Source organism: Erwinia sp. INIA01 (genome assembly GCF_025947915.1).
GTDB classification, from domain to species: Bacteria; Pseudomonadota; Gammaproteobacteria; order Enterobacterales; family Enterobacteriaceae; genus Erwinia; species Erwinia coffeiphila.
Map to the genome: position 1 here is coordinate 513,500 of NZ_JAPDNC010000002.1, position 24,797 is coordinate 538,296.

At 57.6% G+C, this 24,797-nt stretch carries 22 protein-coding genes; 14 read left to right on the forward strand and 8 right to left on the reverse strand.

Translation table 11 applies throughout. The annotated features are described in order from the left end of the window. Window positions 1-102 precede the first annotated feature (102 nt). From OMR58_RS04230 to OMR58_RS04245, 4 genes are all read left to right on the forward strand, one after another. A complete protein-coding gene (locus tag OMR58_RS04230) occupies window positions 103-1,368 on the forward strand; it encodes an acid phosphatase (protein ID WP_200560173.1) in 1,266 nt (421 codons plus the stop codon). 153 nt (window positions 1,369-1,521) lie between these two features. Further along, window positions 1,522-2,022, forward strand: a complete 501-nt coding sequence (locus OMR58_RS04235) for a GNAT family N-acetyltransferase (RefSeq protein WP_105592473.1) — start codon at window positions 1,522-1,524, stop codon at window positions 2,020-2,022. A 115-nt stretch (window positions 2,023-2,137) separates the two neighbouring features. Next, window positions 2,138-3,265 carry an ABC transporter substrate-binding protein gene (locus OMR58_RS04240; RefSeq protein WP_264545326.1) on the forward strand — a complete coding sequence of 376 codons (1,128 nt, stop codon included), beginning with the start codon at window positions 2,138-2,140 and terminating at the stop codon, window positions 3,263-3,265. A gap of 253 nt (window positions 3,266-3,518) precedes the next feature. Next, on the forward strand, window positions 3,519-3,785 hold the full coding sequence (locus OMR58_RS04245) for a hypothetical protein (RefSeq protein ID WP_264545327.1): 267 nt from the start codon (window positions 3,519-3,521) through the stop codon (window positions 3,783-3,785). A 73-nt stretch (window positions 3,786-3,858) separates the two neighbouring features. On the opposite strand, the gene ftnA is transcribed toward OMR58_RS04245, so the two are convergent. From ftnA to OMR58_RS04260, 3 genes are all read right to left on the reverse strand, one after another. Further along, on the reverse strand, window positions 3,859-4,371 hold the full coding sequence (gene ftnA / locus OMR58_RS04250) for a non-heme ferritin (RefSeq protein WP_200560170.1): 513 nt from the start codon (window positions 4,369-4,371) through the stop codon (window positions 3,859-3,861). Window positions 4,372-4,700: 329 nt separating this feature from the next. After that, on the reverse strand, window positions 4,701-6,323 hold the full coding sequence (locus OMR58_RS04255) for a GMC family oxidoreductase (RefSeq protein ID WP_200560169.1): 1,623 nt from the start codon (window positions 6,321-6,323) through the stop codon (window positions 4,701-4,703). Between the two features lie 105 nt (window positions 6,324-6,428). Beyond that, window positions 6,429-8,519 carry a TonB-dependent siderophore receptor gene (locus OMR58_RS04260; RefSeq protein ID WP_370569876.1) on the reverse strand — a complete coding sequence of 697 codons (2,091 nt, stop codon included), beginning with the start codon at window positions 8,517-8,519 and terminating at the stop codon, window positions 6,429-6,431. Window positions 8,520-9,060: 541 nt separating this feature from the next. Here OMR58_RS04260 and OMR58_RS04265 point away from each other — a divergent pair. The 9 genes from OMR58_RS04265 to OMR58_RS04305 all read left to right on the forward strand — a co-directional run bounded on the left by OMR58_RS04265 (window position 9,061) and on the right by OMR58_RS04305 (window position 17,574). Beyond that, window positions 9,061-9,900, forward strand: a complete 840-nt coding sequence (locus OMR58_RS04265) for an ABC transporter ATP-binding protein (RefSeq protein ID WP_105592467.1) — start codon at window positions 9,061-9,063, stop codon at window positions 9,898-9,900. After that, window positions 9,900-10,925: a FecCD family ABC transporter permease gene (locus OMR58_RS04270; RefSeq protein ID WP_264545328.1), complete on the forward strand. Its 1,026-nt coding sequence runs from the start codon at window positions 9,900-9,902 to the stop codon at window positions 10,923-10,925. The genes OMR58_RS04265 and OMR58_RS04270 overlap by 1 nt, the downstream gene beginning before the upstream one ends. Next, window positions 10,922-11,974 (forward strand): FecCD family ABC transporter permease, encoded by a 1,053-nt coding sequence (locus OMR58_RS04275; RefSeq protein WP_200560166.1) that lies wholly within the window; start codon window positions 10,922-10,924, stop codon window positions 11,972-11,974. Before OMR58_RS04270 ends, OMR58_RS04275 begins: the two co-directional genes overlap by 4 nt. A 15-nt stretch (window positions 11,975-11,989) precedes the next feature. Continuing rightward, the gene (locus OMR58_RS04280) at window positions 11,990-12,937 is read left to right on the forward strand and encodes an iron-siderophore ABC transporter substrate-binding protein (protein ID WP_105592464.1); all 948 of its coding nucleotides are present in this window, start codon (window positions 11,990-11,992) and stop codon (window positions 12,935-12,937) included. Between the two features lie 3 nt (window positions 12,938-12,940). Continuing rightward, on the forward strand, window positions 12,941-14,080 hold the full coding sequence (locus tag OMR58_RS04285; protein ID WP_200560165.1) for a PepSY-associated TM helix domain-containing protein: 1,140 nt from the start codon (window positions 12,941-12,943) through the stop codon (window positions 14,078-14,080). Then, the gene (locus OMR58_RS04290; RefSeq protein ID WP_200560164.1) at window positions 14,077-15,084 is read left to right on the forward strand and encodes a substrate-binding domain-containing protein; all 1,008 of its coding nucleotides are present in this window, start codon (window positions 14,077-14,079) and stop codon (window positions 15,082-15,084) included. Before OMR58_RS04285 ends, OMR58_RS04290 begins: the two co-directional genes overlap by 4 nt. Next, on the forward strand, window positions 15,084-16,007 hold the full coding sequence (locus OMR58_RS04295) for a PstS family phosphate ABC transporter substrate-binding protein (RefSeq protein ID WP_264545329.1): 924 nt from the start codon (window positions 15,084-15,086) through the stop codon (window positions 16,005-16,007). The genes OMR58_RS04290 and OMR58_RS04295 overlap by 1 nt, the downstream gene beginning before the upstream one ends. Next, window positions 16,004-16,906, forward strand: coding sequence for a MurR/RpiR family transcriptional regulator (locus OMR58_RS04300; protein WP_200560162.1), 903 nt, complete (start codon window positions 16,004-16,006; stop codon window positions 16,904-16,906). The genes OMR58_RS04295 and OMR58_RS04300 overlap by 4 nt, the downstream gene beginning before the upstream one ends. A gap of 323 nt (window positions 16,907-17,229) precedes the next feature. Then, complete coding sequence (locus tag OMR58_RS04305) at window positions 17,230-17,574, forward strand: hypothetical protein (protein ID WP_200560161.1); 345 nt, start codon at window positions 17,230-17,232, stop codon at window positions 17,572-17,574. Between the two features lie 47 nt (window positions 17,575-17,621). Here the strand turns inward: OMR58_RS04305 and OMR58_RS04310 are convergent, their stop codons facing one another. The 4 genes from OMR58_RS04310 to OMR58_RS04325 all read right to left on the reverse strand — a co-directional run bounded on the left by OMR58_RS04310 (window position 17,622) and on the right by OMR58_RS04325 (window position 21,493). Further along, complete coding sequence (locus OMR58_RS04310; protein ID WP_200546261.1) at window positions 17,622-18,920, reverse strand: cytosine permease; 1,299 nt, start codon at window positions 18,918-18,920, stop codon at window positions 17,622-17,624. A 17-nt stretch (window positions 18,921-18,937) separates the two neighbouring features. After that, on the reverse strand, window positions 18,938-19,627 hold the full coding sequence (locus OMR58_RS04315) for a helix-turn-helix transcriptional regulator (RefSeq protein ID WP_200560160.1): 690 nt from the start codon (window positions 19,625-19,627) through the stop codon (window positions 18,938-18,940). 23 nt (window positions 19,628-19,650) lie between these two features. Beyond that, window positions 19,651-20,061, reverse strand: a complete 411-nt coding sequence (locus OMR58_RS04320; RefSeq protein WP_200560159.1) for a GNAT family N-acetyltransferase — start codon at window positions 20,059-20,061, stop codon at window positions 19,651-19,653. A 406-nt stretch (window positions 20,062-20,467) separates the two neighbouring features. Beyond that, window positions 20,468-21,493 carry a zinc-dependent alcohol dehydrogenase family protein gene (locus OMR58_RS04325; protein ID WP_264545330.1) on the reverse strand — a complete coding sequence of 342 codons (1,026 nt, stop codon included), beginning with the start codon at window positions 21,491-21,493 and terminating at the stop codon, window positions 20,468-20,470. Window positions 21,494-21,601: 108 nt separating this feature from the next. On the opposite strand from OMR58_RS04325, the gene OMR58_RS04330 reads away from it, so the two are divergent. After that, window positions 21,602-22,510 carry an AraC family transcriptional regulator gene (locus OMR58_RS04330; RefSeq protein ID WP_200560157.1) on the forward strand — a complete coding sequence of 303 codons (909 nt, stop codon included), beginning with the start codon at window positions 21,602-21,604 and terminating at the stop codon, window positions 22,508-22,510. Window positions 22,511-22,659: 149 nt separating this feature from the next. Here the strand turns inward: OMR58_RS04330 and OMR58_RS25985 are convergent, their stop codons facing one another. Continuing rightward, window positions 22,660-24,789, reverse strand: coding sequence for a putative bifunctional diguanylate cyclase/phosphodiesterase (locus OMR58_RS25985; protein WP_200560156.1), 2,130 nt, complete (start codon window positions 24,787-24,789; stop codon window positions 22,660-22,662). Between the last annotated feature and the right edge of the window lie 8 nt (window positions 24,790-24,797).

A 24,797-nucleotide genomic window follows, 5' to 3' on the forward strand; every position in this document is an offset into this window, starting at 1 on the left:
GCGGGAATCTGTATCGGAATATGTTTTGCCATAAAAGTGCCATATAGCGGGTCTAGTCTGCGGGCGACAGGGTTAACTTATTGATGATAATGAGGATGATTTATGCGCTTTCGTCTTACGCTTCTTGCCGCTTCGCTACTGATTGGGCCGCTGGCACAGGCTAAAACCACCGCAGAGCTGCCGCAGATTGCGGCCATCGCCAACACCACAACTCCGGCCAGCAACAGCCCGGCTGTAGTCGCCCTGGAAGGCTCGGTGCAGACCGCGCTGATTAACAGCATCAAGGGTGACAGCAGCACGCTGGCGCGCAGCCAGCTGGAAACGGCAAAGCAGGGCGGTAAGCAGGTAGATAAAGCCTGGCTACAGGCCAGCGGCTATGATTTCGGCAAAAAGGCCAATCAGCAGGCGGGGATTGAACTGCTGAGCGCCTTCGGCAAGCTGCCGGAAGCGACGCTGGCGCAGAATCTGGCAACGGTAGAAAACATCAACCTGAACGCCACCGACGGCGCACGCCGCCAGGCGCTGGTGGATGCCGAAGGGCAGAACTACCTCTATTTCCTCGCCGATGCACTGGGGCCAAAGCTGGGTGAGGCGTTTATCCGCGCTTATGATAAAGGCGAACTGGGCAAGGCGGCGGCGCTGCTGAAGGCCAGTGAAGTCAGTACCAGCGAAGCGAAGAAGCACTTTGACTATAAGCGCCCGTTCCTGATCCCCGGCAATACCATTCATCTGGTGCCGGACAGCGCGGTAGCGAAAGATAACCATCCTTACACCGCCGACGGCGGGTCGTTCCCCAGCGGCCACACCAACACCGGCTACACCGATGCGCTGTTAATGGCACAGATGCTGCCGGAGCGCTATGTGCCGCTGATCGATCGCGGTGCGCGCTACGGTTATTCGCGCATTGTACTGGGCGTTCACTATCCGCTGGATGTGATGGGTTCAAGAATGGTGGCAGAGCGCAACGTGGCGCACTACCTCAACGATCCGCACTATCGTGAACTGTTCGATGCCGCGAAGCAGCAGCTGCGCAGCGCGCTGGAGAAAGAGTGCGGTACGTCGCTGCGCGAGTGCGCGAAGGTGCCAGCACAGGATGATCCGTATGCCGCCAAAGCGATGCAGACCTTCTATCGCTTTACCATGACCTACAACCTGCCTGCCGCGAAGGTGAAGGCCTCGCCGCTCGTTGTTCCTGAAGGGGCTGAAGTTCTGCTGGAAGCGCCGCTGCCGAACCTTAGCGCCGCCCAGCGCCGCCAGCTGATGGTACGCACCGCGCTGGCGGACGGTTATCCGCTCTCCGGCGATGCGTCGCAGAGCTTCTGGCAGCGCCTGAATCTGCATGACGCGGTGAAGGCGGCCGGGCGGTAAGCCTGCCGAGCGCCGGATACGAATTAACCTGATGTTTTATCATGCTAATGATGTAGTCTGAATGGGCTGAGAAAGCAGACGGCAACTTGTTGTTGTCGTCTGCATTGACTAACCCTAATGCGGTCTGTGGCCGCCAGAGAGAGTACAACATCAATGAGCGAATCCGGCACAACCCTCCGTATCGAACCCTACAGCGCAAAACACCAGGCAGCAGTTATCGATTTAATCCTGCCGATTCAGACTAACGAGTTCAGCATCCCCATCACCGCAGAGCAGCAGCCCGATCTTAACGATATCGAAAACTTCTATCAGCAGGGGCACGGTCAGTTCTGGCTGGCGCTGGTGGACGATCGCGTGGTTGGCTGTATTGCGCTGAAGGATATTGGCAATCGCCAGGCGGCGCTGCGCAAAATGTTTGTGGCGGCCGAATACCGCGGTAAGGCTTACGGTACAGGGCTGGCGCTGCTGAATGTATTGCTGGCCTATGGCCGCGAGCAGGGCTTAAGCGATATCTTCCTCGGCACCACCGCGCTGTTCCTTGCCGCGCATCGCTTCTATGAGAAAAACGGCTTTACGGAAATCACCGTTCCCGAGTTGCCCGCTTCCTTCCCGGTGATGAAGGTGGACACTAAATTCTATCGCTATACCTTTTAATGTCGTCATGAATTGAAATTTTTTGACACATCTTGTTTTAACTTTCACCGACACGTAGCATGCCCCTGCAAGATTTGAACTGAGAATTATTATCATTGTCCTTGTGGGGTTTGCTATGAAGATTTGGGGTAAAACGGGCATCCTGCTGGCCGGGCTGATCGCCTCTGCCAGCCTGTGGGCTGCGCCATTTGTAGTGGAAGATGTCAGCGGTCGTAAGGTTGAAATTAAATCGGAAGTGAAGAGGGTGATCCTGGGGGAAGGACGGCAGATCTATCTGCTGGCGGCCTTCGATACCGAGGCACCTTTTCAGCGCGTAGTGGGATGGCGTGACGATTTGCCGAAGGCGGATTTCGACAGCTACCAGATCTATGCAGAGAAATACCCGCAGATTAAAAAGCTGCCGACCTTTGGTGGGGCAAAGGACGGAACGTTTAACGTTGAGCAGGCGCTGACCCTGAAGCCCGATCTGGTGCTGATGAACCTGGAATCGAAAGCGGCAACCGACGAGTCGAAGCTGACCGAAAAACTCGACAAGCTGGGCATCCCGGTGGTGTTTATCGACTTCCGCGAAAAACCGTTTGAGAATGCCGAAAAAAGCATTCGCATTATGGGCCAGCTGGTGGGTAAACCCGAGCGTGCTGAAGAGATCGTCGCCTTCCGCCAGCAGCAGATTGATATCGTGACCGACCGCCTGAAAAACTTCACCGGCAAGCGTCCGAAGGTGATATTGGATCGCGCCGGTGGTTACACCGAAGAGTGCTGCATGTCGTTTGGCGATGAGAACTTTGGCCGCATGGTTGAAGTGGCTGGCGGCATTAATATTGCTAAAGGGCTGATCCCCGGCACCTTCGGCACCCTGAACCCAGAGCAGATTATCGCCGCGCGCCCTGATGTGGTGATTGTGACCGGTGCTAACTGGAAGAACTACAACACCGCCGGTGGCTGGGTGGGCGTAGGTCCGGGGGCGGATATCGCGGAAGCAACGAAACGCTTAACGGCGCTGATGGCGCGTCCGGCATTCCATACTCTGCCGGTCGCCACCAACGGCAATGCGCACGCGATCTGGCACCAGTTCTACGACAGCCCTTACCAGTTTGTGGCGATCCAGGCGATTGCGAAATGGCTGCACCCTGAGCTGTTCAAAGATATCGATCCGGATGCCACCTTCCGTGAATTCCATCAGCGTTTCCTGCCGGTAGCTTACAAACCGGGCTATTGGGTGACGTTACCTGCCAGCCACTAATTAGCGGCCACTAAACAAAGGGTGCTTTTCGCACCTTTTGTTCAATATCTTATAAATCAATATTTTGGCAGGGAAATTCTTTATTATCGTTATTCCGCTCATATCCATTAACACTTCGCACTGAACTGCCACCTTTTTCTCCCCTATTTTATCTCCAGGACGATGTCACTGTTCTCTCCCTGCTGCTTACGATACCCGGCAGGAGAACGGTGTCGTTTCAGGCAATATGGACAGGTTTAACAGGGAGTGAGCCATGAAAATCTTTATCCGGCGATGGTTATCAGCTCTGTTCATCATAGTATCGGCCACTCTGCATGCGGGAAGCGATTCGCAGGAGGAAGAGCTGCTGCATGACGATGGCCGTATGGTCTGCGGCGATCCCAGCGAGCCCGTTCCCGTTCCGCAGACCAGCCAGCACCCCGGCAAGGCGGATCTGAAAGCGATAGCGGTATATTTGAAAAGCCTGGTCAGTGACGCCCCTCCTGCTTCTTCGTCAGTTGAAAGCGATTATCCAGAATAAAAAAAAGCCACTCTCAATGAGAGTGGCCTGTGAGTCTGTTCGCGGATGCGCTTTATCCGCTTAATGCAGTCAATCAGTCGGCAGAGTGTGCGCCCGGCTCGCCCATCTTTTTCAAATCTTTGTCGAGGAAGAACAGTGCCTGGCCGCTGTTGCCAACCAGAGCCAGTTTGTCCAGCACGGATTTGAACAGCTTCTCTTCTTCGTGCTGCTCGGCAACATACCACTGGAGGAAGTTAAAGGTTGAATAATCCTGGGTGGTGATCGCCGCGTGGGCCAGTTCATTGATCTTCGCGGTGATCAGCTGCTCGTGCTGATAAGCCTGCTCCAGCACTTCATTCAGTGAGTTAAAGGTTACCGGTGGTGCATCAATGGTGCCCAGCACCGGCATCGCGCCAGTATCGCTCAGGTAGTTAAACAGGCGCTGCATGTGCTGCATCTCTTCTACAGAGTGCTCACGCAGGAATGCGGCGGCACCGTCAAAACCCTTATCGTTGGCCCAGGCGCTCATCTGCAGGTACAGGTTGGCAGAGTAGAATTCCAGATTCAGCTGATCGTTCAGCTTGGCGGTCATTTCATTGGTCAGCATGGTGACTCCTTAAAATTATTATTAACTGCGGATGACAGGTGATTTCTGCGCATTATGCACCCATCCATAGAAAATAAAAACCGTTTATTATAGCAAATGCTAAATTTATTTTAGGTGATCTAACTCAATGATTTTTGGTGTATTTATTTTCTCTTTAAATATAATTCGTTTAGTTTTTTAAATAAGTTTGATAACCATTCTTATTAATAATTACATAACTTGTTGGTAGCGAAATGAGAATTAATATCTTTAAGAGTATTCTGTGCATGGATTAATTCTAGTTGAATAAGAAGCTTCTGCCACAGGGCAGAAGCCAGGTATTATCGCCGCTAAGAGACGGTGTTAGAAATATCCTTAAGGATCAGATCGGCAGCGCGTTCTGCGATCATAATGGTCGGCGCATTGGTATTGCCGCTGGGGATCTGCGGGAATATGCTGCAATCCGCAACGCGCAGCCCGCTGATGCCGTGAACGCGCAGCTTTAAATCCACCACCGAAGTCGCCGGATACGGGCCCATTCGGCAGGTGCCAATCGGATGATAGACGGTTTTAATGTCGTCGAGGATGAAATTGGTGATGGCGTTGATGTCGTCTTCTTCCACCTCGTTCAGATGTAAAATATGCCCGACAATCGATTGCAGTGAAGGGCTGCGCAGCAGGCGAAGCCCTGTCTGAACGGCCCGAATCTGCCCTGCCAGATCCGCCGGATCGCTAAGATAACCGGCATCAATAGCCAGTTCATCGCTCGGGTTACTGCTGCTCAGCCGGACCTCTCCGCGCGATTTACTTGGTAAATAGCCGACCTTCAACGTAATGCCGTGTTCGCTACCGGCGGGGTTTGCCCCCGGTCCGTTTTCAAAGTTATCCAGAACCGGCAGGAAGTGCACCTGTACATCTGAGCGACCGCTGCCGGTGGTGTCTATCAGCGCGCCGCCCTCCAGGATGTTGCTGGTAAGCAGGCCGCCGCGGAAGAACTGCCACTGTGCGAAGTTTCTTACCGCCCGCAGACCTTTATCCTCGCCCCACATACTGTTACCGGTGGTGACGGTCGCGTTCAGCGACATATGCAGATGGTCCTGATAATACTTACCGACTGGCAGATCGGCACAGGTAACAATGCCCACGCTATCGAGATGTTTTTGCGGCCCAATGCCGGACAGCATAAGTATTTTTGCGCTGCCGAAGGCTCCGGCACTGAGGATCACCTCCCGGCGGGCATAGGCCAGGCATTGCTGTTTACCGTGCGTATGGTAAACCACTCCGCTTGCGTGGCTGCCTTCCAGAATAAGATGCTGTACTTCAGCATCGGTAATCGTGGTCAATTGCGGATTGTTTTTTACTCGATCGAGATAAGCGCGCGATGTACTGGCGCGTTCCCCATGGTGAGTGGTGGTCTGCCACAGGCCAACGCCTGCGGGCGCGCCATCGTTGAAGTCGTTCACGTAGGGCAGGCCCTGTTCCTGTCCGGCACGGACAAAAGCATCCGTCAGCGGATGGCGGAACTGGTTTTCACTGACGCTTAGCGGCCCCCGCTGAGCGTGATAGGTTCCGCTCAGGCACTCATTGTTTTCTGCTTTTCTAAAGAAGGGGAGCAGATCGTTAAAGCTCCAGCCACGGCAGCCATATTCCTCCGCCCAGTCGTCATAATCCTGCGGCTGGCCGCGTAGATAGATCATACCGTTAACGGAGCTGCCGCCGCCTAATACGCGGCCTTGAGCGACCTGCATCACGCGTTTATTAACATGCTGTTGGGGAAGCGTACGGTAGGGCCAGCGGGTTTTAGGGGAGAGTTTTACCAATCCGGCGGGCATTTTGTGGAACAGGCTGTTATCACGGCCGCCCGCTTCCAGCAGCAGGACGCTGCCTGCCTGGGCCTCAATCAATCGTGAGGCGATCACGCATCCTGCGGAACCGCCACCGATGATAATGTAGTCAAATTGCTGCTCTGCCATAGTTTATCTCCTGAAAGCGACGATTTGCGTCGTCAAAACATCCGATGTACTTCAGGAGTTAAACTACGTTTCACTCGGGGTGAATGGCTAATTTAAACGTGCGGATCAGAAATCCATTTTTACCGTGAACTGCACTTCGCGCGGATCGCCAATCTGGTTAGAGAGATTATTTGTCGCGATAGACGAGGTGTAGTACGTTTTGTCGAAGATATTCTTGACGTTAACCTGTAGCGTGACAGGATACTCTGCTTTGATTTTGTAAGAAGCAAATGCATCGGCAACCGCATAGCCCTGCAGAGAATAATCCTCGCCGTTGTCGCCGGAGCGACGGCTGACAGCATGGCCCCCACCGCCAACGGTCAGCGTATTGCCGTCATACACGTTGTGGAAGTCGTAAGTCAGGAACAGCGATCCGGTATGGCGCGGTACATTAGGCAGCATTTTCCCTTTGTAATCCGGATCTTCCATGACTTTGGCATCGGTATAGCCATAGCTGGCGATGACGTTAATATTCTGCGTCAGCGCACCGGCTACATCCACCTCAACCCCGCGTGAACGCACCCGTCCGGCGGTCTTCGCTACGCTCTCATCGTTGATGGTTTCGGTATACAGCACGTTGTTTTTATTAATATTAAACAGGGTGACGTTCGCCGTTACGCCGTCAAACAGATCGAACTTGGCGCCCGCTTCCCACGCGGTAGCGGTTTCCGGTGGCAGTTCGCCGATGTAGCTGGCAATGGAGTACTGCGGCATAAACGAACGCGAAACGTTCCCGAACAGCGAGATCGTCGGCGTGGCTTTGTACACCAGGCCAAACTTCGGCACCCAGGCATTGTCGGTGCTGTCGGTATTGACGTTAAACGGACGGCCCTTACCGGCGTATTCGGTAAAGTACTGATAGCGCAGGGCACCGACGGCAATCCACTTATCGGTCAGATACAGTGAATCCTGCACGTAGGTCGAGTAGCTGACCTGCTGAATGGTCTGATCGCTGTCCGCTGCGGAAACCGAGGTACATTTGCCGGTGGCCCCATAGGACGGATTATAGATATTGAAATCCTGCACGTTCTTACAGCGGATCATATCGGTGCGCAGCAGATCGTAGTTCTCGTACGCCACCCCGGTCAGGATCTCGTTGTACAGTCCGCCAATCACCACGTCGCCCTGCAGATCGAAGCGCGCGGAATGCTGACGCTGGGTCGATCCCTGCGTGGCGTCAACGCGGCGGGTCAGGTTGCCGGTGGCGGCGTCATACTTCATCACGCGCGCCTGATTGTCGCTGTATTTATCCTGGCTGAAGCTGTAGTCAAACTTCGCCGTCCATTGATTGTTAATGCGGTATTCAGCATTCAGCTGCGCAAGATCCGATTCACCGTCGGTGATGTTGTACTCTTCATCAAAGCGGGTTTCACGGCTTACATTCACCGCGTGGCCGGTATTCAGATCGAAGATGGTGCCGCGATCGAACGGCGTGCTGTAGTTGCGATGGGCATAAGAGACATTGACCGTCGCATCGTCACCAAACCAGGTCAGTGACGGGGCAATAAAGCTGCTGCGCTCCTTGCCGAAGTTGCGCCAGTAATCTTCGTGCTGATAGGAACCAATCAGGCGATACGCCAGGTTGGTGCCTTCGATCGGCCCGGTCAGGTCCACCGTACCGGTGCCGCCGCCAAAGCTGGTGGAAGTAGCTGAAACGGAACCGCCAAAGGTGCGTTCCGGGCGCTTGGTAATCACGTTAACCAGCCCGCCGGGGTCGAGGATGCCGTACAGCGTAGAAGCCGGGCCTTTCAATACCTCAACCCGTTCGGTAGCGGCGTTGAAGCTGCGTGGCAGGACGGTTTTCAGGCCGTTAGTCAGCACGGAACCATCGCGGTTGCTGCCGAAGCCACGGCGCACAAAGGCATCCTGCGTGCCGCCCAGGGTGTTGGTCTGCACCACGTTACTGACGTTGTTAAGCACTTCATCCAGCGTGGTGGAGTGCTGATCTTCAATCACGCGATCGCTGACGGTATTCACCACCTGCGGGATATCCAGCAGCGGCATATTGGTCAGGGTGGCTGTAGTGGAATTCAGTGGCTGATAGCCGGAGGTCATGGTTTTGTCAGCATCGGCGACGCTGGCTTCCACCGTCATCGTTCCCGCATCTTTCGTTGTTTTGTCGCTGCTGCTGGCCGCAGCGGGGGCTTCTGCCGCCATCGTTACCGAAGAGGCCAGCGTGCCGATGAAGATCGCTGAAAACAGCGCATAACCCTTTTTCCCCAGAAAAGAAGGCTTTAACTCAGTCATTTAATTTTTACCCTGCACGTGTCTCATCTTCGTTGCTGAGATGAGAGGAGTTTTCGTATTCATTGCCCGATTGATTGCGATTAACGCTGCCTACCCGTTAGCCCGTTTAATGGGGTCGGATATGTAATTGAGAATCATTCAAACATGCTGATATGTAGTAGTAAACGCAAAAATAAGGAAAAAATCATGCAAGCTTTTTAACGCCAGGTTGTCACATTTCCTGTCGGGTTATTATTTTTTAATTTATTGATAATAATGATTAATTAAAAAACTTATCTTTCCTGAAGATTCCATAAAATCGCGAAGCGAGATGTTTTAATAAGCACCGCATTAATTCTTGACTACTACATTCATTCTACGCATGATCGAGAAAGATAATGAGAGTTATTTTTATTTGAGACTTACGCGCGCGCTGGCCGGGAGCCACGCCGTTGCGGTGCAGGAGTAGTCAATGCCACAGCGGGTGGAGCAGAGTGCGGGCGAGAACAGGGCCCGGCAGCAGGGGATCGAGCTGGATCGGCTGTCGGCCGGATACGGGAAGCAGATAATCGTTGATGATATCAGTTTGACGATCCCGGCGAAGAAAATGACCGTGCTGGTCGGCGCTAACGGTTCGGGGAAATCCACCCTGCTGACCACCATTGCACGGATGCTGACTCCCCTCGGCGGCAGCGTGCTGCTGGATGGCAAAAGCATTCACCAGCAGCCGACTAAAGCCGTTGCCCGTCAGCTGGGCATGCTGCCGCAGTCGCCGCTGCTGCCGGAAGGGCTGACGGTGTTTGAGCTGGTTTCCCGCGGCCGCTACCCGTGGCAGAACTTTATGCGCCAGTGGTCGGATGCGGATGAAGCGGCGGTTGAGCAGGCGTTACAGCTTACCGGCACCGCCGAATTCGCCCATCAGTCGGTGGACAGCCTCTCCGGCGGTCAGCGGCAGCGCTGCTGGATCGCGATGGCGCTGGCGCAGCAAACCCAAACCATTCTGCTGGATGAACCCACAACCTTCCTCGATCTGCGCTATCAGGTGGAGATCCTCGAACTGCTGCACGATCTGACCCGGCTGCATGGCCGTACCGTGGTCGTGGTGCTGCACGATCTTAACTTCGCCGTGAACTACGCTGACATGCTGGTGTTTATGAAGCAGGGGCGTCTGCTCGGCGTGACCGGTGAAGATGAAAACTGCACGCCGGAGATGATTAAAGCTGCCTTTGATGTCGATGTGCAGATGTCGATCAACCCGCTGACGCAGAAACCGTTCTTTATGCCGTTCCGCCGCCGCGATGGCCAGCGCTGATGCGTAGTCGGCCCCATTCCGTTCATCGCCACCCGCTGCGCCCCGCGCTGGCGCTGCCGATTCTGCTTTGCCTGTTACTGATCGGCGCGGTGATACATCTGGGCCTTGGCGCGCGTTATATCGGCCCCTCAACCGTGCTACAGGCGCTACTGCACTTCGATCCGCGCAGCTTCGACCATAAGGTGATTGTGGAGCTGCGGCTGCTGCGGCTGGTTGCGGCCCTGCTGACCGGCGCGGCACTGGGTGTGGCCGGGCTGTTGCTACAGTCGGTGATCCGTAACCCGTTGGGTGAGCCGCATATTCTCGGGCTGAACGCCGGTGCGGCGCTGGCGGTGGTGATCGCCTCGGCGATTGGCGCTGGCTGGGGCGGTTTGCTGGCCAGCCGCCCGCTGGTGGCTGCCTGCGGTGCCGCCGCGCTGTTTGGGGTGGTGATGCTGCTGGCCTCGGCCGGGCGCAGCGGGCTGACGCCGCTCAAGGTGACGCTGTGCGGCGTTGCGCTCTCTGCTTTTGCCTCCTCGGTGACCGCCGCAATCCTGATCCTGGACGAGCAGACGCTGCTGGAAATGCGTACCTGGCTGGCTGGCGATCTCGCCGGGCTGAGCTGGTCCGTGACCGCCGCCGCCGCGCTGCCTGCGCTGGTTGGTATGCTGCTGGCGCTGGCGATTGCACCACGGCTTAACGTGCTGGCGCTGGGCGATCAGGTGGCCAGCGGGCTGGGGGTGAACATCGCCCGTACTCGCTTAATCGGACTGATCGCGGCCGCCCTGCTGTGTGGCTCGGCGGTTTCAGTGGCCGGTCCGATTGGCTTTATCGGGCTGGTGGTGCCGCACGTCGTGCGGAGGCTGATGACCGATGATATCCGCCTGGCGGTGCCGCTATCGGCGCTGGGCGGGGCACTGCTGCTGCTGCTGGTCGATCTGGTGGCGCGCGTGCTGATCGCTCCTCAGGAGCTGGCAACCGGAGTGATGACCGCGCTGGTCGGTGCACCGGTATTTATCTTTATTGCTGCCAGGTACTTCAAATGAAAAATACCGCGCAACGGCTGGGGTTTCATCGCCTGAGGCTGGGGCAGTTCACGCTGTTGCTGCGCCCGCGTCTACTGTTGCTGGGCCTGCTGCTGGCAGCCGTGGCGCTGCTGCTGGCGGTGTTCGGCATCACTCAGGGATCGCTGCCCGTTCCCGCTTCGGACATTGGCCGGGCGCTGTTTTACCCGCAGCAGCTGAGTTCGCAGCAGCACTATATCGTCTGGGATATTCGCCTGCCGCGCCTGCTGATGGCGCTGCTGAGCGGAGCGATGCTGGGGATGGCCGGGGCGGCGATGCAGTCGATCACCCGCAACGGTCTGGCCGATCCGGGGCTGATCGGCGTGAAGGAGGGGACCAGCGCGGTGGTGCTGGTGCTGATCCTGCTGTTTCCTTCCCTTAGCCTGCTGTGGCGGCCGCTGGCCGGGATGGCGGGTGGGCTGCTGGTGGCGCTGATCGTGGTGCTGCTGGCGCGCGACTTCTCGCGGCCGCGTTTTATTCTGATCGGCATCGGCGTTTCCTGGGCGTTTGCTGCCGGAATCGGGGTGTTTATGACCACCGCCGACGTGCGCGACGTGCAAACCGCGCTGGTCTGGATCGCGGGCAGCCTGCACTCCGCCACCTGGTCGCTGCTGGCGGTGGCGTTCTGCTGGGCGCTGCCGGGGGCGCTGATCCTGTTCCTGACCGCCCGTGCATCGGACGTGGCGCTGCTCGGCGACCAGTCCGCTACCGGGCTGGGGGTAAGGCTCCGGCGGCTGTCGCTGATACGCTTCTGCGCCCCGGTGCTGCTGACTGCCGCCAGCGTATCCTGCGTTGGCAGCCTGGGTTTTGTCGGGCTGATCGCACCGCACATGGCGCGCTTTCTGCTGCGCGGCGGTCAGGTAGCGCTGCTCAGCGGCAGCGCACTGCTGGGCGCACTGCTGGTTCTGCTGACGGATTCTATCGGGCGGCTGGCTTTTGCCCCGCTGCAAATTCCGGCGGGGATTGTGATGGCGCTGGTGGGCGGTCCGTTCTTTCTTCTGCTGCTGTGGCGTCGACGTGACGCGCTGTAAACCTTGAGGATGGCTATGCGCCTGCTACTTTCCCTGTTATTTCTGACCTGCCTGAGCGCCACCGCTGCTGAACCGACGCAGCAGTTTACCGACGATCTGGGCCGCACGGTGACCGTGCCGCTGCATCCGCAGCGTATTGTTTCGCTACACGATCTGGATATCACTATTCCGCTAATCGAGCTGGGCGTGCCGCCGGTCGCCAGCCACGGCCGAACCCGCGCGGACGGCTCGCATTTCCTGCGTTCCAGCGGGCTGCTGACCGGGGTGGACTTCGACAATTCATCGATCCAGTTTATCGGCACCGCCGATATGGATATTGAAGCCATCGCCGCCGCGAAACCCGACCTGATTATCACCGAACCCAGCCGCAACACCGCCATCGAGCAGTTGGAGAAAATTGCTCCAACGGTCAGCATCGACCACCTGGTAGGCGGCGCGCCGCGTATCTACAGCAAGCTGGCGCAGCTGACCGGCAGTCAGAAGCAGCTGGCGATCCTCGAACGCCGCTACCAGGAGCAGATCAAACAGCTGAAGCTGATGGTGGATACTCAGCACATCACCGTCTCGGTGATCCAGGCGAATAAGGGCAAGATCACCGTTCATCACACCTATCGTGCGCTGGGCCGCGTGCTGCGCGATGCCGGATTCCGCTTCCCGCCGCTGATTGACAGCATCCCGGATGGCGATCGCATTGAGGTCAGCGCCGAGCGGCTGCCGGAGCTGGACGCCGATTATATTTTCGATACCTGGCGTTCCGACACCGGAGGGAAACCGCAGGAAGAGCTGGACGCGATGAACGCGATTATGCCCGGCTGGTGCGAGTTCCTGAACGCCTGTCGCAGCGGTCATTACATTCTGTTGCCGCGTGAAGAGACCATCTCCAACTCCTTTGCGGCGCTGAGCCTGATGGTGGCGCAGGTACAGTCGCATATCGCCGGGCGCCCGATGCCAGTGGCGAAATAATCGATGACGCGTTCGCGCCTGATCCTGCTGAAACTGCACTGGCTGCTGGGGATTACCCTCGGCGCCAGCCTGTCGTTTATGGCGTTGAGCGGCGTGACGATGAGTTTTGAAGATGAAATTATGCAGGCCCTCAGCCCGCAGATGACCGTCAGCCCGCCGCAGGGCGGCGAGCCGATGTCGGTGGTGGCGATGATTGCTGCGCTGCGGCAGCAGCGTCCCGGCGAGCGGCTGATGTCGTTACAGATTGAGCAGCAGGACGATCGTGCCTGGACCGCCGCTTTCCAGCAGGGGAAAGGGCAGCGCAATCAGCGGGTGCTGGTGAATCCGTACAGCGGGCAGATCCTCGGGGAAGCGACCGGCGCGGCCTTTTTTGCCACGGTGCGTAATCTGCATCGTTTTCTCTCCCCTGAGGGGGATAACGCCATCGGACGAACGATTACCGGTGCCAGCGCCGTCAGCCTGATCTTCTTTGCCCTCTCCGGGCTGTGGCTGCGCTGGACGGCGGGCAGCCGCAGTGCGCGGGAGTGGCTGCGCCCGGAGTTTCGCCTCAGCGGCCGCGCGCTGTACCGCATGCTGCACCAGGTGGCTGGGACCTGGCTGACTGTGCTCTATCTGGTCAGTGCGCTCTCCGGCCTGTGGTGGTCATCGCAGTGGTATCGCCAGAGCGTCACCTGGCTGCTTGGCAGCACACCGGCCGAAGTGGTGAAGAAGCCCCTGCCTGTGAAGAAAACGGCGGTGAAGCCCGCAGAGCCGGACTGGGATTGGGTCTGGCAGCAGGTGGTTCAGCGCTACGGCAGTCAGTACCAGTCGGCGCTGCTGTTTCTTCCCGCGCCGGGGAAGGCGATCCGCGTGCGCGTCCTGCCGCTGGATGCCCCGCACGCCCGCGCGCTGGATGAGCTGAGCATCAATCCCCGCACTCTGAACGTCACCCGGCAGACGCTGTACCGCAGCCTGCCCACCGGGGAACGAATTTTAACCGATATGGACCCGATCCATACCGGCGCGCTGTTTGGCATTCCGGGCCGCATAGCGATAACGATTTCCAGCCTGTGCATGCCGCTGTTTTTTGTCACCGGGCTGCTGATGTATTGGAAGCGGCGGCAGCGCCGCAAAAATCCGGCATCTTCTGAGGAGCATTTGTGAATTTATCAACCGAACGCACCGGGTGGGTTCCGCGCCCGCTGGATGCTGAACTGACCGACTATCTGCCGCAGCCGCTGACGGCGGAAGTCAACGTCGGCTGGCTGACTGCTGACGGTGCCGTGCGCCTGAGCGGGTCCGGCCACGCGCGCTATGTTCTTGAAAAGCTGACCGCCGCGTTTGCGCATTATCACCCGCAGGTTCGCTTTGCCATTGAGCTGAAGGGCACGCCGACCGCGATGGCCTTCGCCATTAACGATAAGGCGATGTTCAGCGTGATGGGGCGTGAAATCACCCCGATGGAAAGCGTCCCCTGGCGCAAGCAGCGCGGTGCAGAGCCGCTGGGCATTCGGGTGGCGGGCGCCGCGCTGGATACCCGCCAGCATCTGGCAACCTCGCTGGCGGTCTATGTGCATCACGCCAATCCGCTGGCGCGGATAAGCCTCAGCCAGCTGTCCCGGATCTTTACCGCAGGCAATTCCGGTGGCGATTACAGCCGCTGGGGGCAGCTGGGGCTGGGCGGTGACTGGGCGGATCGGCGGATTGTGCCGCTGACCACCCAGCAGTACAGCGGTTTCGGCAGCTATATGCAGAAACACCACTTTGGCGGGCGGGCGCTCAGCGCCGACTGCGAATATCTGGTTGGGACCGATCGCCTGCTGGAACGGCTGGAGCAGGAGCCGTCGGCGATATGCGTGGCGGCCATCGGGCGGGAAACTGCACTGCTGCGCGCGCTGCCGCTGGCTGTTGACGACGCGGGACCGTGGCTGAACGGCACGGTGGATGAGATGACGGCGGGCGACTATGCGCTGGGGCGCTACCTGTGGTTTTATCAGGCAATCCGCCACGGCGGCGGGCTGGATGCGCTACAGCGGGCGTTTCTGCGCTTCACGCTGTCGCGGCAGGGGCAGCAGATTATTGCCTCCCAGCCCGATGGCTATCTGCCGCTCAGCGCGGCGGATGCCCGGGCGGAGCTGTTACAGCTGGATCTGGCGGAGGGAGCCTGATGTCTGAGTTATTTTGTATTACCGGCAATGACGGCATGGCGTCGCTGATCGAACCGTGGTGCGCGATGCTCTCCGCACGGCGGCCGGAGCAGCAGTTTCAGCTCAGCCTGGCTGGTTCGTCCACCGCCATCATGGCGCTGGCGGCGGATGCCTGCCTGCTGGCCCCGATGTCGCGAGCGCCCTGGGCACAGGAGCTGGCGGCGTTTCGCAACGCTAAGGGCTATCAGCCGACGGGCATTCAGATTGGCTGGTGCGGCCACGGCCCGCGCGCGGGGGTGAAAACGCCTCCGGCCATCTGGCTGCACCGCGATAATCCGCTGGCCGGGCTGAGTATGGCGCAGCTGGCGGCGGTGTTCTCTTCCGGATCGCCGCAGGGGGATATCACCTGCTGGTCCCAGTTAGGGCTGGGCGGGGCCTGGCTGCACCGGCGCATTCACCTTTACGGCCTGCGCGACGACGGCAAGTATGCCAGCGCTTTCCGCCGCGCTCATCTCGGCAATCGGCAATTCCCGCGGCACTACGAGCCGCTGCCGGATCGCCGCGCGGTGCTCGAAGCCGTGGCCGCCGATCCTTTCTCGCTGGGGGCCGTTGGCTGGTTTAACGCAGCCGCGTTGGGTGACGCAGTGCGCGTACTGCCGCTGGGCCATCATGAAGGGGATTATCATCTGCCAACCGCCGGGGCGGTGCAGGCAGGGAACTATCCGCTGGGCAGTGCCGTTATGCTGTGGATCGATCTGCCGCCCGGCAGCGTACCTGAACCACGGCTGGCTGAGTTTCTGCAGCTGGCCCTGTCGGATGGCGGGCAGCAGGTGGTTGCTGCACAAAGCGCGTCGCCGGAGGGCTATCTGCCGCTGAATCAGCCGATGCTGCTGGCGCAGCGTCAGCGACTGGATCGGCTAATTAACGGAGAAACTCAGGGATGAACAGATTGCTGACGAAAAAAACGAAAACGCGCGTGGATATCTACGGCGAGCGCTTCCGTGCCCGGGGGCCCGGCCTGTCGCCGCGGCTGCTGGCGGTGGCCAGCTACATTAACGATAACCGCGAGGTGGTGCTGGAGCACACGGCGATGGAGATCGCCGCCGCGACGCAAACTTCCGACGCTACGGTAGTCAGGGCGATTCAGGCGCTGGGATTTGCCGGACTGCGCGATCTCAAGCAGACAATGGAAAGCTGGTTCGGGCCGGGGATCTCGTCGGCGGAAAAAATGAGTTCAACGGTGAATGCGCTCTCCTGCGACGTGAACTCCAGCATCGACTTCGTTCTTGAAGGGCATCAGCGCGCCTGCGAAGTGCTGTCGGAACCGCACAACCGTGCCGCCATGTCTCGCGCCGTTGCTCTGCTGGCGGAGGCGCGTCAGGTGGGGATTTTTGGCATTGGTGCCTCCAGCATCCTGGCTGAATACGCCGCACGCCTGTTCAGCCGCAACGGCATTCCCGGCGTTCCCCTGAACCGTACCGGGGTGATGCTGGCCGAGCAGCTGATCAACCTGCAGCGCGGCGATGTACTGATTATGATGGCGCAGAAGTCGGCGCACCGTGAAGGACTGACGACGCTGCGTGAGGCAAAGCGGCTGGGCATTCCAACGATTTTACTGACTCACTCTCTTGATTCCCGCTTCAGCAAAGAGGTTCAGGTGGTGATCAACGTTCCGCGCGGCGGGGAGAATGGCAAGGTGCCGCTGCACGGCACGGTGCTGGTATGCCTGGAGATGATTATTCTGTCGGTGGCCTCCACGGCTCCGCAGCGCACAATTAAGTCGATGAAGCGTATTCAGGAGCTGTATCGCGCTATTGGTAAATCAGGCGCAAAAAAAGCGTAAGAATGTTCCGGTGAATTCCTGTATTCCCGGAATAATTACGCTAATATTTCCAGGGCATTATTAACCTTGAATCAGAGCTGTCAGCGTTTTTTTAGATAAAAATCTATTTATATTCATCAAATGCTAAAAAAAAGCGGATATTTTAGTTTAAAATCCGGCGGCCGCAACGGATTGCGATGCGGATAATTTGTGATTTTATCTTCATATTGTGCTGCAGGAGTTTTCAATGGATAGTAATACGCCAGCTCGTACGGCGACGCATTCTCATGTGTCCTCTGCCATGCCCCAGTTTATCGATCAAAACACCGAGCTGGACTTGATCGATGTTCTTACTATTATTCTTCGGAAAAGTTTCCCATTCTGGCTTTTATTATTGTTGCAGCGCTGATGGCCTGGCGCGCAAGCTGGAAATTGAGAAATCCCTGCCTGTGGGATCGCTGAATAACGAGCTGCAAAATCGCCGGGTGTATATTGAAAAACTGGATGCGTTCAAGATCGAACCTGGGGACGATGTGCCTTTCAAATACATGAGTGCCCCCTCTGAACCGCTGACCCGTGATGCCCCCAGACGTACACTGATGGTTTTGCTGTTTGCACTGATCGGGCTGGTTGTAGGCTGCGGCTTTGTTCTGGCGAAGAGTGTGATGGCGAGTCGCGCGGTGAAGTGAATGTTATTAAAAGAGAAATAAGGCGGACGACGTCCGCCTTAATGGTCTCAGGCTGATGCCGCCGCAGGACGGCTGCGCTGCTGCGCCAGTTTAACCACGTAATAAATCACGCATGAAATCAGCAGTGAGTTAATCGTTGGTACACCCCATTCGGTTAACAGGCCCACTGCGCTTCCCACCAGGGTGGCAATAATCGCGACCCAGCCAATCACCGGCGTTTCGCTGTCTTTCGGCAGTTCACCCAGCAGACGGCTGCGGTCAAGCAGACCACGGTGGCTGCGCAGCAGCAGATAATCCACCAGCATAATGCCGAGGATTGGAGGGAAAACTACGCCCAGCACGGTCAGGAAATCGACGAAGCGATCGAGGATGCCCAGCACCGACAGCAGGGTGCCGAGCAGGCCGATCACCAGCGTCGTGCTGCGATACTTCAGCTTTTTACCGCTGATCCCTTCCACGGCGTTAATCACCCCCAGCGATGAGGAATAGAGGTTCAGATCGTTAACGCGCAGGGTAGAGAGGATCACCACCAGCAGCCCCACACCGCCCGCGGCCTGCGACATAATCGTCACGACGTCGGCGGTTTGCAGCGTACGGGCGATCAGAATGGCCAGACCGTTGACGATAAACTCACCGGCAATAATCGTCAGCAGGGTAATGCCCGCCACGTGCTTAGAAGATTTCGAATAGCGGGTCAGGTCCGGGGTCATCAGGCTGGCAACAATTGCACCGCCCACCACCATCGTAATTGCCGCGCTGATGGTCAGCGGGGAACCGGTCGGCGGCAGATCGATAATCTCCTGCAGGGTGTGGCCGGACAGCGTATGGAATGAAATAAAGGCAACCAGACAGATAAACAACGGTACGGCAATGCGTGCGGTCACGCGCAGCGCCTTAAAGCCATAGGTCACCAGTACGGTCAGCAGCAGACCGGACAGGCTGGCGGCCAGCGGGAAGCCTAACCTGTCGCCGAGCGCAAAGTTCAGCGATTTAGCGAAGATGGCATTCTGAATGCCAAACCAGCCAAGCAGGCTAACGGCTACCACCAGGCCAATCAGCACGGAGCCGATACGGCCAAAGCCACACCAGCGTGCCAGCAGGCTACCGGAGATCCCTTCACGCATCCCGGCATAGCCCAGCCCCCAGGTCACGATACCAAAAATAACGCTACCGGCTAAAATTGCCAGAAACGCGCTGGCCAGATCCATCGAATCACCCAGCACCGAGCCGAGCATAAACTGATCCAGCGCGGTGAGCATGCCCATATGCACCACGGCAACACTCAGAAACGAGACGCGCTTGTTCTCAGGAACGCGGCTTAGCGGGTAGTCTTCTATTTTTATCACAATCTGTTTCCTTGAAATTAAATAAACTGGATGCCCTTTTCGATCAGGCGATCCGGAATAAAATTGTCTAACCCTGCGTGACGGCAATACTCTTCAAACTGATTGAGCGTGTGTACCCCGGCCTTCTGGTAGATGCTGTAAATCCGGTTTTCTACCGTGCGATGGCTGAGGTTATAGATGCGGGCGATCTCCTTGGTAGATAAACGCTGTAGCAGTAAAAACAGCGTATCCAGCTCCGAACGGGTAAACAGATCGGTGTTGACTTCGGTGGTCAGCACCCCTGGTTTTTGCTGGGTGATATATTTTAGCGGCGACAGGGTGTCGAGCAGTCGGGCATTCCATGCCACGCCAATAAATACGCCACCGTCGCCGTACAAAGGGATTTTTTCGCTGACGTAGGGTGTCAGACTGTCCTGGCCAAACCAGAAGTGAGTTTCAATCACCGCAACCCGGCCGTGGCAGGCTTCGGTGCGGCGATCGTGCTCGATCAGTTCCTCTTCACACTCCGCCCAGGAGGCGGGAAACTCACTGTCGAACTTTCCCTCAACGGCAAATTCCTTTGGCGTGTTGGTATAGCGATACGCCATATCATTCATATAGATATGGCGTGACTCTGCATCCTTGATGCCCCAGGGTTCAGTTAAGTGTTCCATCATGGCAATCATTGCGTTCAGATTTAACTGCTGCTTTGCATCTGAAACGTTCATATCTTCCCCCTGTAACCCCACTATCAGAGCTTTTTCGCCAGATAGTGCCGGGTATGTTGATGGGCGTAATCACCCAGTTCACCGTAGACGGAATAGCCTAACTTTTCGTAAAAGCCTCGCGCCTGAAAATCAAACGTGTCGACATAGGCCATATGGCAACCGCGTTTTTTTGCTTCCCGCTCTGCATTTTGCATTAAATCGCGCCCGACACCTTTGCCGCGACAGTCATCGCTGACCCACAGATACTGCACCTCCAGCCCTCCCCACCACGTGCGGGCAACAAGACCAGCCATTATCTGGTTCTGCTCATCGCGCAGAGTCAGAAAGAGGGGATGGATGTCTACCGGGGTGGTTTTAGCGTTGTGGGTCCACAGACTGTCGATGACATACTCTTCATCTGCGGCGGCGGGTTTGTCAGTCATAGTAATTTTCATTGTTAGTCCGATATCATTATATGAAGTAAAATTAATAAGATAAGTTGCGCATTAACAATGGGTAATTATCATTTTGGTTTTCAGCAAACAAGAGTGTTTTTCTCCCGTTCCCCCGAGGTAAAAAAACATCTACTGTAGTGATGACCGGGCAATGACGCTATACAGATCACACTATTATCAATTTGCCGGGTAGTTTGACAAGATTTCTTTGCGCCTCACCAGGGCCATTTCTAGATGGTACACACCCGTTTCTCGTCACGATTGACGCGAATGGAGTGATAATAAAGAAAGATAACTGATAATTTAAAAACAAATAAGTTCAGGAAATCTTTTCAAAGATAGCTGTATCTTTTCAAAGGACCGCGAGTTTCGGGTCCCTTGAGTTTTTCTCAGGCTTCTCCGCTCGTTACCGCAACCCGCCAGACATCGTAATCACCACTTTGCCACAGTGCTGCTGACTATCGAAATAACGCCACGCTTCTAACGTTTCCGAAAAGGCATATACCCGGTCGATAACCGGCTGTAGCAGGCTCTGCTCCAGCGCCAGGTTCATACGCTCAAAATCTTCCCGGCTGCCCACGCTGAAGGAGCGAACGGTGGCACCGCTGGTGAACAGCGTCATAAAATCAACGGATTGCTCCCCATTGGCAACGAAGCCCAGCAGCGCGATCTCGCCACCGGATGCGGTCGACTTCAGCGAATTGTTCAGCGTTCCCGGTCCGCCAATCTCCACCACCCGCTGTACCCCTTCGCCGTTGGTCAGCGCTCTGACCTGCTGATGCCAGTCGGGATGCTCACGGTAGTTAATGGTATGCGTTGCGCCGAGTTGGTGTAGCAGTGCCGCTTTTTTGTCGCTGGACGTGAGTGAGATAATCTTCAGACCCATCTGTCGGGCAAACTGCACGGCAAATAGCGCTACGCCGCCGGTGCCCTGAGTCAGCACCGTTTCACCCGGCAGCAGCGGGCGCGACTGTACCAGACTGTTCCATCCGGTCACCGCCGCACAGGGCAGGGTCGCGGCCTGTTCATCGCTCAGATACGACGGGACGTGCACCAGCGATGCTTCATCTATTACCTTATACTCGGTGAGCCAGCCGTCCGCCCGGCTTCCCCACGCGCCGCCGCTGTTACCCCGTGTCAGGCTGCCGCCCAGCCACTGTGGGAAAAAGATCCCCGCCACGCGGTCGCCGCAGGCAAAACGCGTGGCCTCTTCCCCGCACTCCACGATGTAGCCGACGCCGTCCGAAAGCGGGATCAGCCCTGCCTGCGGTGCAAGCGTGCTCTTGCCATGCAAAATGGCCAGATCGCGATAGTTCAGGCTGACGGCGGCCACGCGGATCAGCACCTGTTTACGTCCCGGCCGCGGGCGGGGTTCTTCAACGCGATGAAGATGGTCGATGCTGCCAAAATGATTAAGACGATAGCTGTACATGGTTGTGCCCTCTGTTGATGTAATGCCGCTACCTTACCCGCCTGCCGCTGTACAGATAATGACTGAACAGGTATTTTTACTGACTTATCGTCCAGAAAAGGTCATGAGATGGCTCTGCTTGATGATGTTTTTGCCGCAATGCACGTGAACAGCGCACTCCATTCACGCCTGCGGCCGCGTGCGCCCTGGGGCGTCAGCTTTATTAAAAGCACGTCGATTCGCTTTGGTTTTATGCTGGAAGGCCAGGGCTGGCTGACGGTTAACGGCCAGCCCCCGCACCGGCTGCGCAGCGGGGAGGGATTTATTGCCAGACCGGGCGTGCTGCTGTCGCTGAGTGACGAGCCGCAAACGCCCACTCGCCCCTGTGAGGAGGTTTTTGCCGACTGCGCGGGTAAAAGTGCCGTTTTTGGCGGGGAAGGGGAGAAGGCCGAACTGCTGTGCGGCTGGCTGACCTTTGATGCCGGTGGCGCTCAACCGCTGCTGTCATTGCTGCCAGACTGCGTGGTGATCCCGGCGGATGCGGAGCGTTCGCCGCTGCTGGCCGCCACGCTGCAGCTGCTGGCGCTGGAGACCGATGCTCCGCATCTGGGTTCGCAGATTGTGGTCAGTCGGCTGGCGGACGTGCTGTTCGTGCAGGCCATCCGTACGCACTACCAGCAAATGCAGCCGCAGCAGGGATGGATGGCGGCGCTGGCCGACGGCCGCCTGCGCCCGCTGATCGGGCAAATCCATCAGCAGTTAGACTTTCCGTGGCGGCTGAGTGAAATGGCAAAACAGGCGGGCATGTCGCGTTCGGCGTTTACCGTGCATTTCAAGCAGGTGACCGGCGAAACCCCGGGTGAGTATCTGACCCGCTGGCGCATCTGGCGTGCGCGCTGCCTGCTGCGCCATCCCGAGCTGGCGCTGGAAGCCATCGCCCGGCAGGTGGGCTATGATTCCGCCATTACCTTTGGCCGGGCATTCAAGCGCCATGAAGGGCAGACGCCGGGGGAATATCGGCGCGCGCTGGCAACGTAGCTGAAGTTACCCGCGTTCTGAACGCTTGCGCAAGTGCCGGGGCTGGTGCTTGTGCAAACGTTATGGCTCGATGCTACATTCGCCCATTCGCCCATTCGCCCATTCGCCCATTGGTGCAGTCGGGCTGGATAAGCGAAACGTTCAGCTCTCTACGGGCGCTGTTGATCCAGCAGGGCGTGCAGGTTATCCGCCGTCAGCGGCCTGCTGAATAAAAAGCCCTGCAGTAAATCACAGCCAGCGGCTTCGAGCATCGCGCGTTGGGCGTCGGTTTCCACCCCTTCCGCCGTCACGGTAATCCCCAGGCTGTGCCCGAGAGTGATCACCGATTCGACGATGGTCGCCGAGTTGTCGCGCACTCCCAGCGACTGGGTAAAGGTCTGATCGATTTTGATGGTATCAACCGGGAACTGGATCAGGTAGCTGAGGCTGGAATAGCCGGTGCCAAAATCGTCCAGCGCAATGCTGAATCCGGCTTCGCGCAGCGTATTGATATTCTGCAATGCGCGCTCTTTATCTTCCAGCAGCACGCCTTCCGTGATCTCCAGTTCGATCTGGCGGGGATTGATGCCGTGACGCGCCACGGTTGTCATGAGTGTACTGATAAAGTTTTCAGCCAGGAACTGAAGCGGCGAGACGTTGATCGCCACAATCAGCTGCGGGCAGGTGGTGGCCATCTGGCAGGCTTTCTCCACCACCCAGTCACCGAGCGGGATAATCAGCCCGGTTTCTTCCGCCAGCGGCACGAAGTCAGCCGGAGAGATGGGGCCGAGCTTCGGATGATGCCAGCGCAGCAGCGCTTCAACGGCGACCGTTTTTTTCCCGCTGATATCAAAAATTGGCTGATACAACTGGGTCAGTCCGCTGTCATTTTCCAGCGCAAGACGCAGCTGTTGTGCCAGCCGCTGGCGTTTTTGCAGTGCCTCATCCATCGCCGGAATAAACAGGCGATACTGCCCGCCGCCTTCGGCTTTCGCGGCATAAAGCGAGATATCGGCTTTGCGCATCAGCTCCAGCCGGTCGGTACTGTCGAGCGGGGCCAGCGCCACGCCGATGCTGACGCCGATCCACATCGCATTGCCGTTCAGCTGCATCGGCTGCGACAGGTGAGCAATAATCTGCTGGCACAGTTGGTCAACCTGCTGCCGATCCGTGACGTTGGCCATCATGATCACAAACTCATCGCCGCCCAGTCTGCCAATCGAATCTTTAATCGGCAGCAGGCTGGACAGCCGTTTACTGACTTCCATCAGCAGTTCATCGCCGGTGTGGTGACCCCAGGTGTCGTTGACGATTTTGAAATGGTCGAGATCCAACATCAGCAGGGCAAGGCTATCGCGGTCGGTCTCCAGCACGCTGAGTCGATGATTCAGCTGCTCCTCAATCCATTTGCGGTTAGGCAGGCCGGTTAAAATGTCATGCAGCGCGATGTGACGGGAACGGGCTTCGCTGGCGGCTAGCTTCTGCATCGAGCGGGTCAGACTCAGCGAGGACTGCCACAGTCGGCGGGTCATCACCAGGCACATCAGGGCAATGCTGAGGATGGCCAGCGCAATCAGCGGGCCGGTAAACAGCAGCATTTGACTGCCGGGGCGCATCGGCTCCCAGGAGACATCGCTGACCGGCGTTCCCTGATGTGAGGTCAGCAGGAAACCGGCGCTGTTCGGCTGATCCGGCTGTCTGGCGCTGAAGCTGAAATTACTCACCACGCCACGGTGGGTTAGAAAATCAACAAAGCTGCTGCGCAGATAGCGAATAAACACCAGCTGATAGCCGCGATCGTCGCCGGGCAGGCTGGCAACGGCCACTTCCGCCACGCGTTCGCGCAGGCGGATAAAATCGCTGGTCAGCGTATTGGAGGCACGCAGGCCCGGCGCCAGCTGTTGGGCTATCTCATGGTAGCGCTCAACGGGCGCAGGGGCGTCTGAAAACCAGGCAGCCAGCGGGCGCTGGTGGGCATCCACCAGATAAACTTCGTCATCACCAATCAGCCGAAACAGCCACGGGGCGGCCGCATCAGACTGTAGCAACAGTGAAACCGGCTGTGTTTCCCGCAGCAGATTGCGGTGCTGCTGGCTGAACTCTTCCAAATGTTGAGCCAGCAGGTTTTTGATCACCTGCTGCTGTTTTTCCAGCGCCTTATCGTTGCTCTGCGCCGTAACCCACCAGGCGGTAAGCCCACACCCCAGCAGAGAAAACAGCACCACCGCCACCACTGGCGCGATAACATTACGCGTGAACTCCCGGCGCAAACTGGCAACCGTGCTGTGTTTGTTTTTCATTGACCTTC

Excerpts from the sequence above, each read along its gene's own strand:
- OMR58_RS04330 (WP_200560157.1), top strand. The coding sequence starts at position 21,602 with ATGGCTCTGCTTGATGATGTTTTTGCCGCAATGCACGTGAACAGCGCA.
- OMR58_RS04260 (WP_370569876.1), bottom strand. The coding sequence starts at position 8,519 with ATGGCGGCAGAAGCCCCCGCTGCGGCCAGCAGCAGCGACAAAACAACG.
- OMR58_RS04285 (WP_200560165.1), top strand. The coding sequence starts at position 12,941 with ATGACGCGTTCGCGCCTGATCCTGCTGAAACTGCACTGGCTGCTGGGG.
- OMR58_RS04245 (WP_264545327.1), top strand. The coding sequence starts at position 3,519 with ATGAAAATCTTTATCCGGCGATGGTTATCAGCTCTGTTCATCATAGTA.
- OMR58_RS25985 (WP_200560156.1), bottom strand. The coding sequence starts at position 24,789 with ATGAAAAACAAACACAGCACGGTTGCCAGTTTGCGCCGGGAGTTCACG.
- OMR58_RS04300 (WP_200560162.1), top strand. The coding sequence starts at position 16,004 with ATGAACAGATTGCTGACGAAAAAAACGAAAACGCGCGTGGATATCTAC.
- OMR58_RS04305 (WP_200560161.1), top strand. The coding sequence starts at position 17,230 with ATGTTCTTACTATTATTCTTCGGAAAAGTTTCCCATTCTGGCTTTTAT.
- OMR58_RS04270 (WP_264545328.1), top strand. The coding sequence starts at position 9,900 with ATGCGTAGTCGGCCCCATTCCGTTCATCGCCACCCGCTGCGCCCCGCG.
- OMR58_RS04235 (WP_105592473.1), top strand. The coding sequence starts at position 1,522 with ATGAGCGAATCCGGCACAACCCTCCGTATCGAACCCTACAGCGCAAAA.
- OMR58_RS04280 (WP_105592464.1), top strand. The coding sequence starts at position 11,990 with ATGCGCCTGCTACTTTCCCTGTTATTTCTGACCTGCCTGAGCGCCACC.
- OMR58_RS04320 (WP_200560159.1), bottom strand. The coding sequence starts at position 20,061 with ATGAAAATTACTATGACTGACAAACCCGCCGCCGCAGATGAAGAGTAT.
- OMR58_RS04275 (WP_200560166.1), top strand. The coding sequence starts at position 10,922 with ATGAAAAATACCGCGCAACGGCTGGGGTTTCATCGCCTGAGGCTGGGG.
- OMR58_RS04255 (WP_200560169.1), bottom strand. The coding sequence starts at position 6,323 with ATGGCAGAGCAGCAATTTGACTACATTATCATCGGTGGCGGTTCCGCA.
- OMR58_RS04265 (WP_105592467.1), top strand. The coding sequence starts at position 9,061 with ATGCCACAGCGGGTGGAGCAGAGTGCGGGCGAGAACAGGGCCCGGCAG.
- ftnA (WP_200560170.1), bottom strand. The coding sequence starts at position 4,371 with ATGCTGACCAATGAAATGACCGCCAAGCTGAACGATCAGCTGAATCTG.
- OMR58_RS04295 (WP_264545329.1), top strand. The coding sequence starts at position 15,084 with ATGTCTGAGTTATTTTGTATTACCGGCAATGACGGCATGGCGTCGCTG.
- OMR58_RS04325 (WP_264545330.1), bottom strand. The coding sequence starts at position 21,493 with ATGTACAGCTATCGTCTTAATCATTTTGGCAGCATCGACCATCTTCAT.
- OMR58_RS04240 (WP_264545326.1), top strand. The coding sequence starts at position 2,138 with ATGAAGATTTGGGGTAAAACGGGCATCCTGCTGGCCGGGCTGATCGCC.
- OMR58_RS04230 (WP_200560173.1), top strand. The coding sequence starts at position 103 with ATGCGCTTTCGTCTTACGCTTCTTGCCGCTTCGCTACTGATTGGGCCG.
- OMR58_RS04315 (WP_200560160.1), bottom strand. The coding sequence starts at position 19,627 with ATGAACGTTTCAGATGCAAAGCAGCAGTTAAATCTGAACGCAATGATT.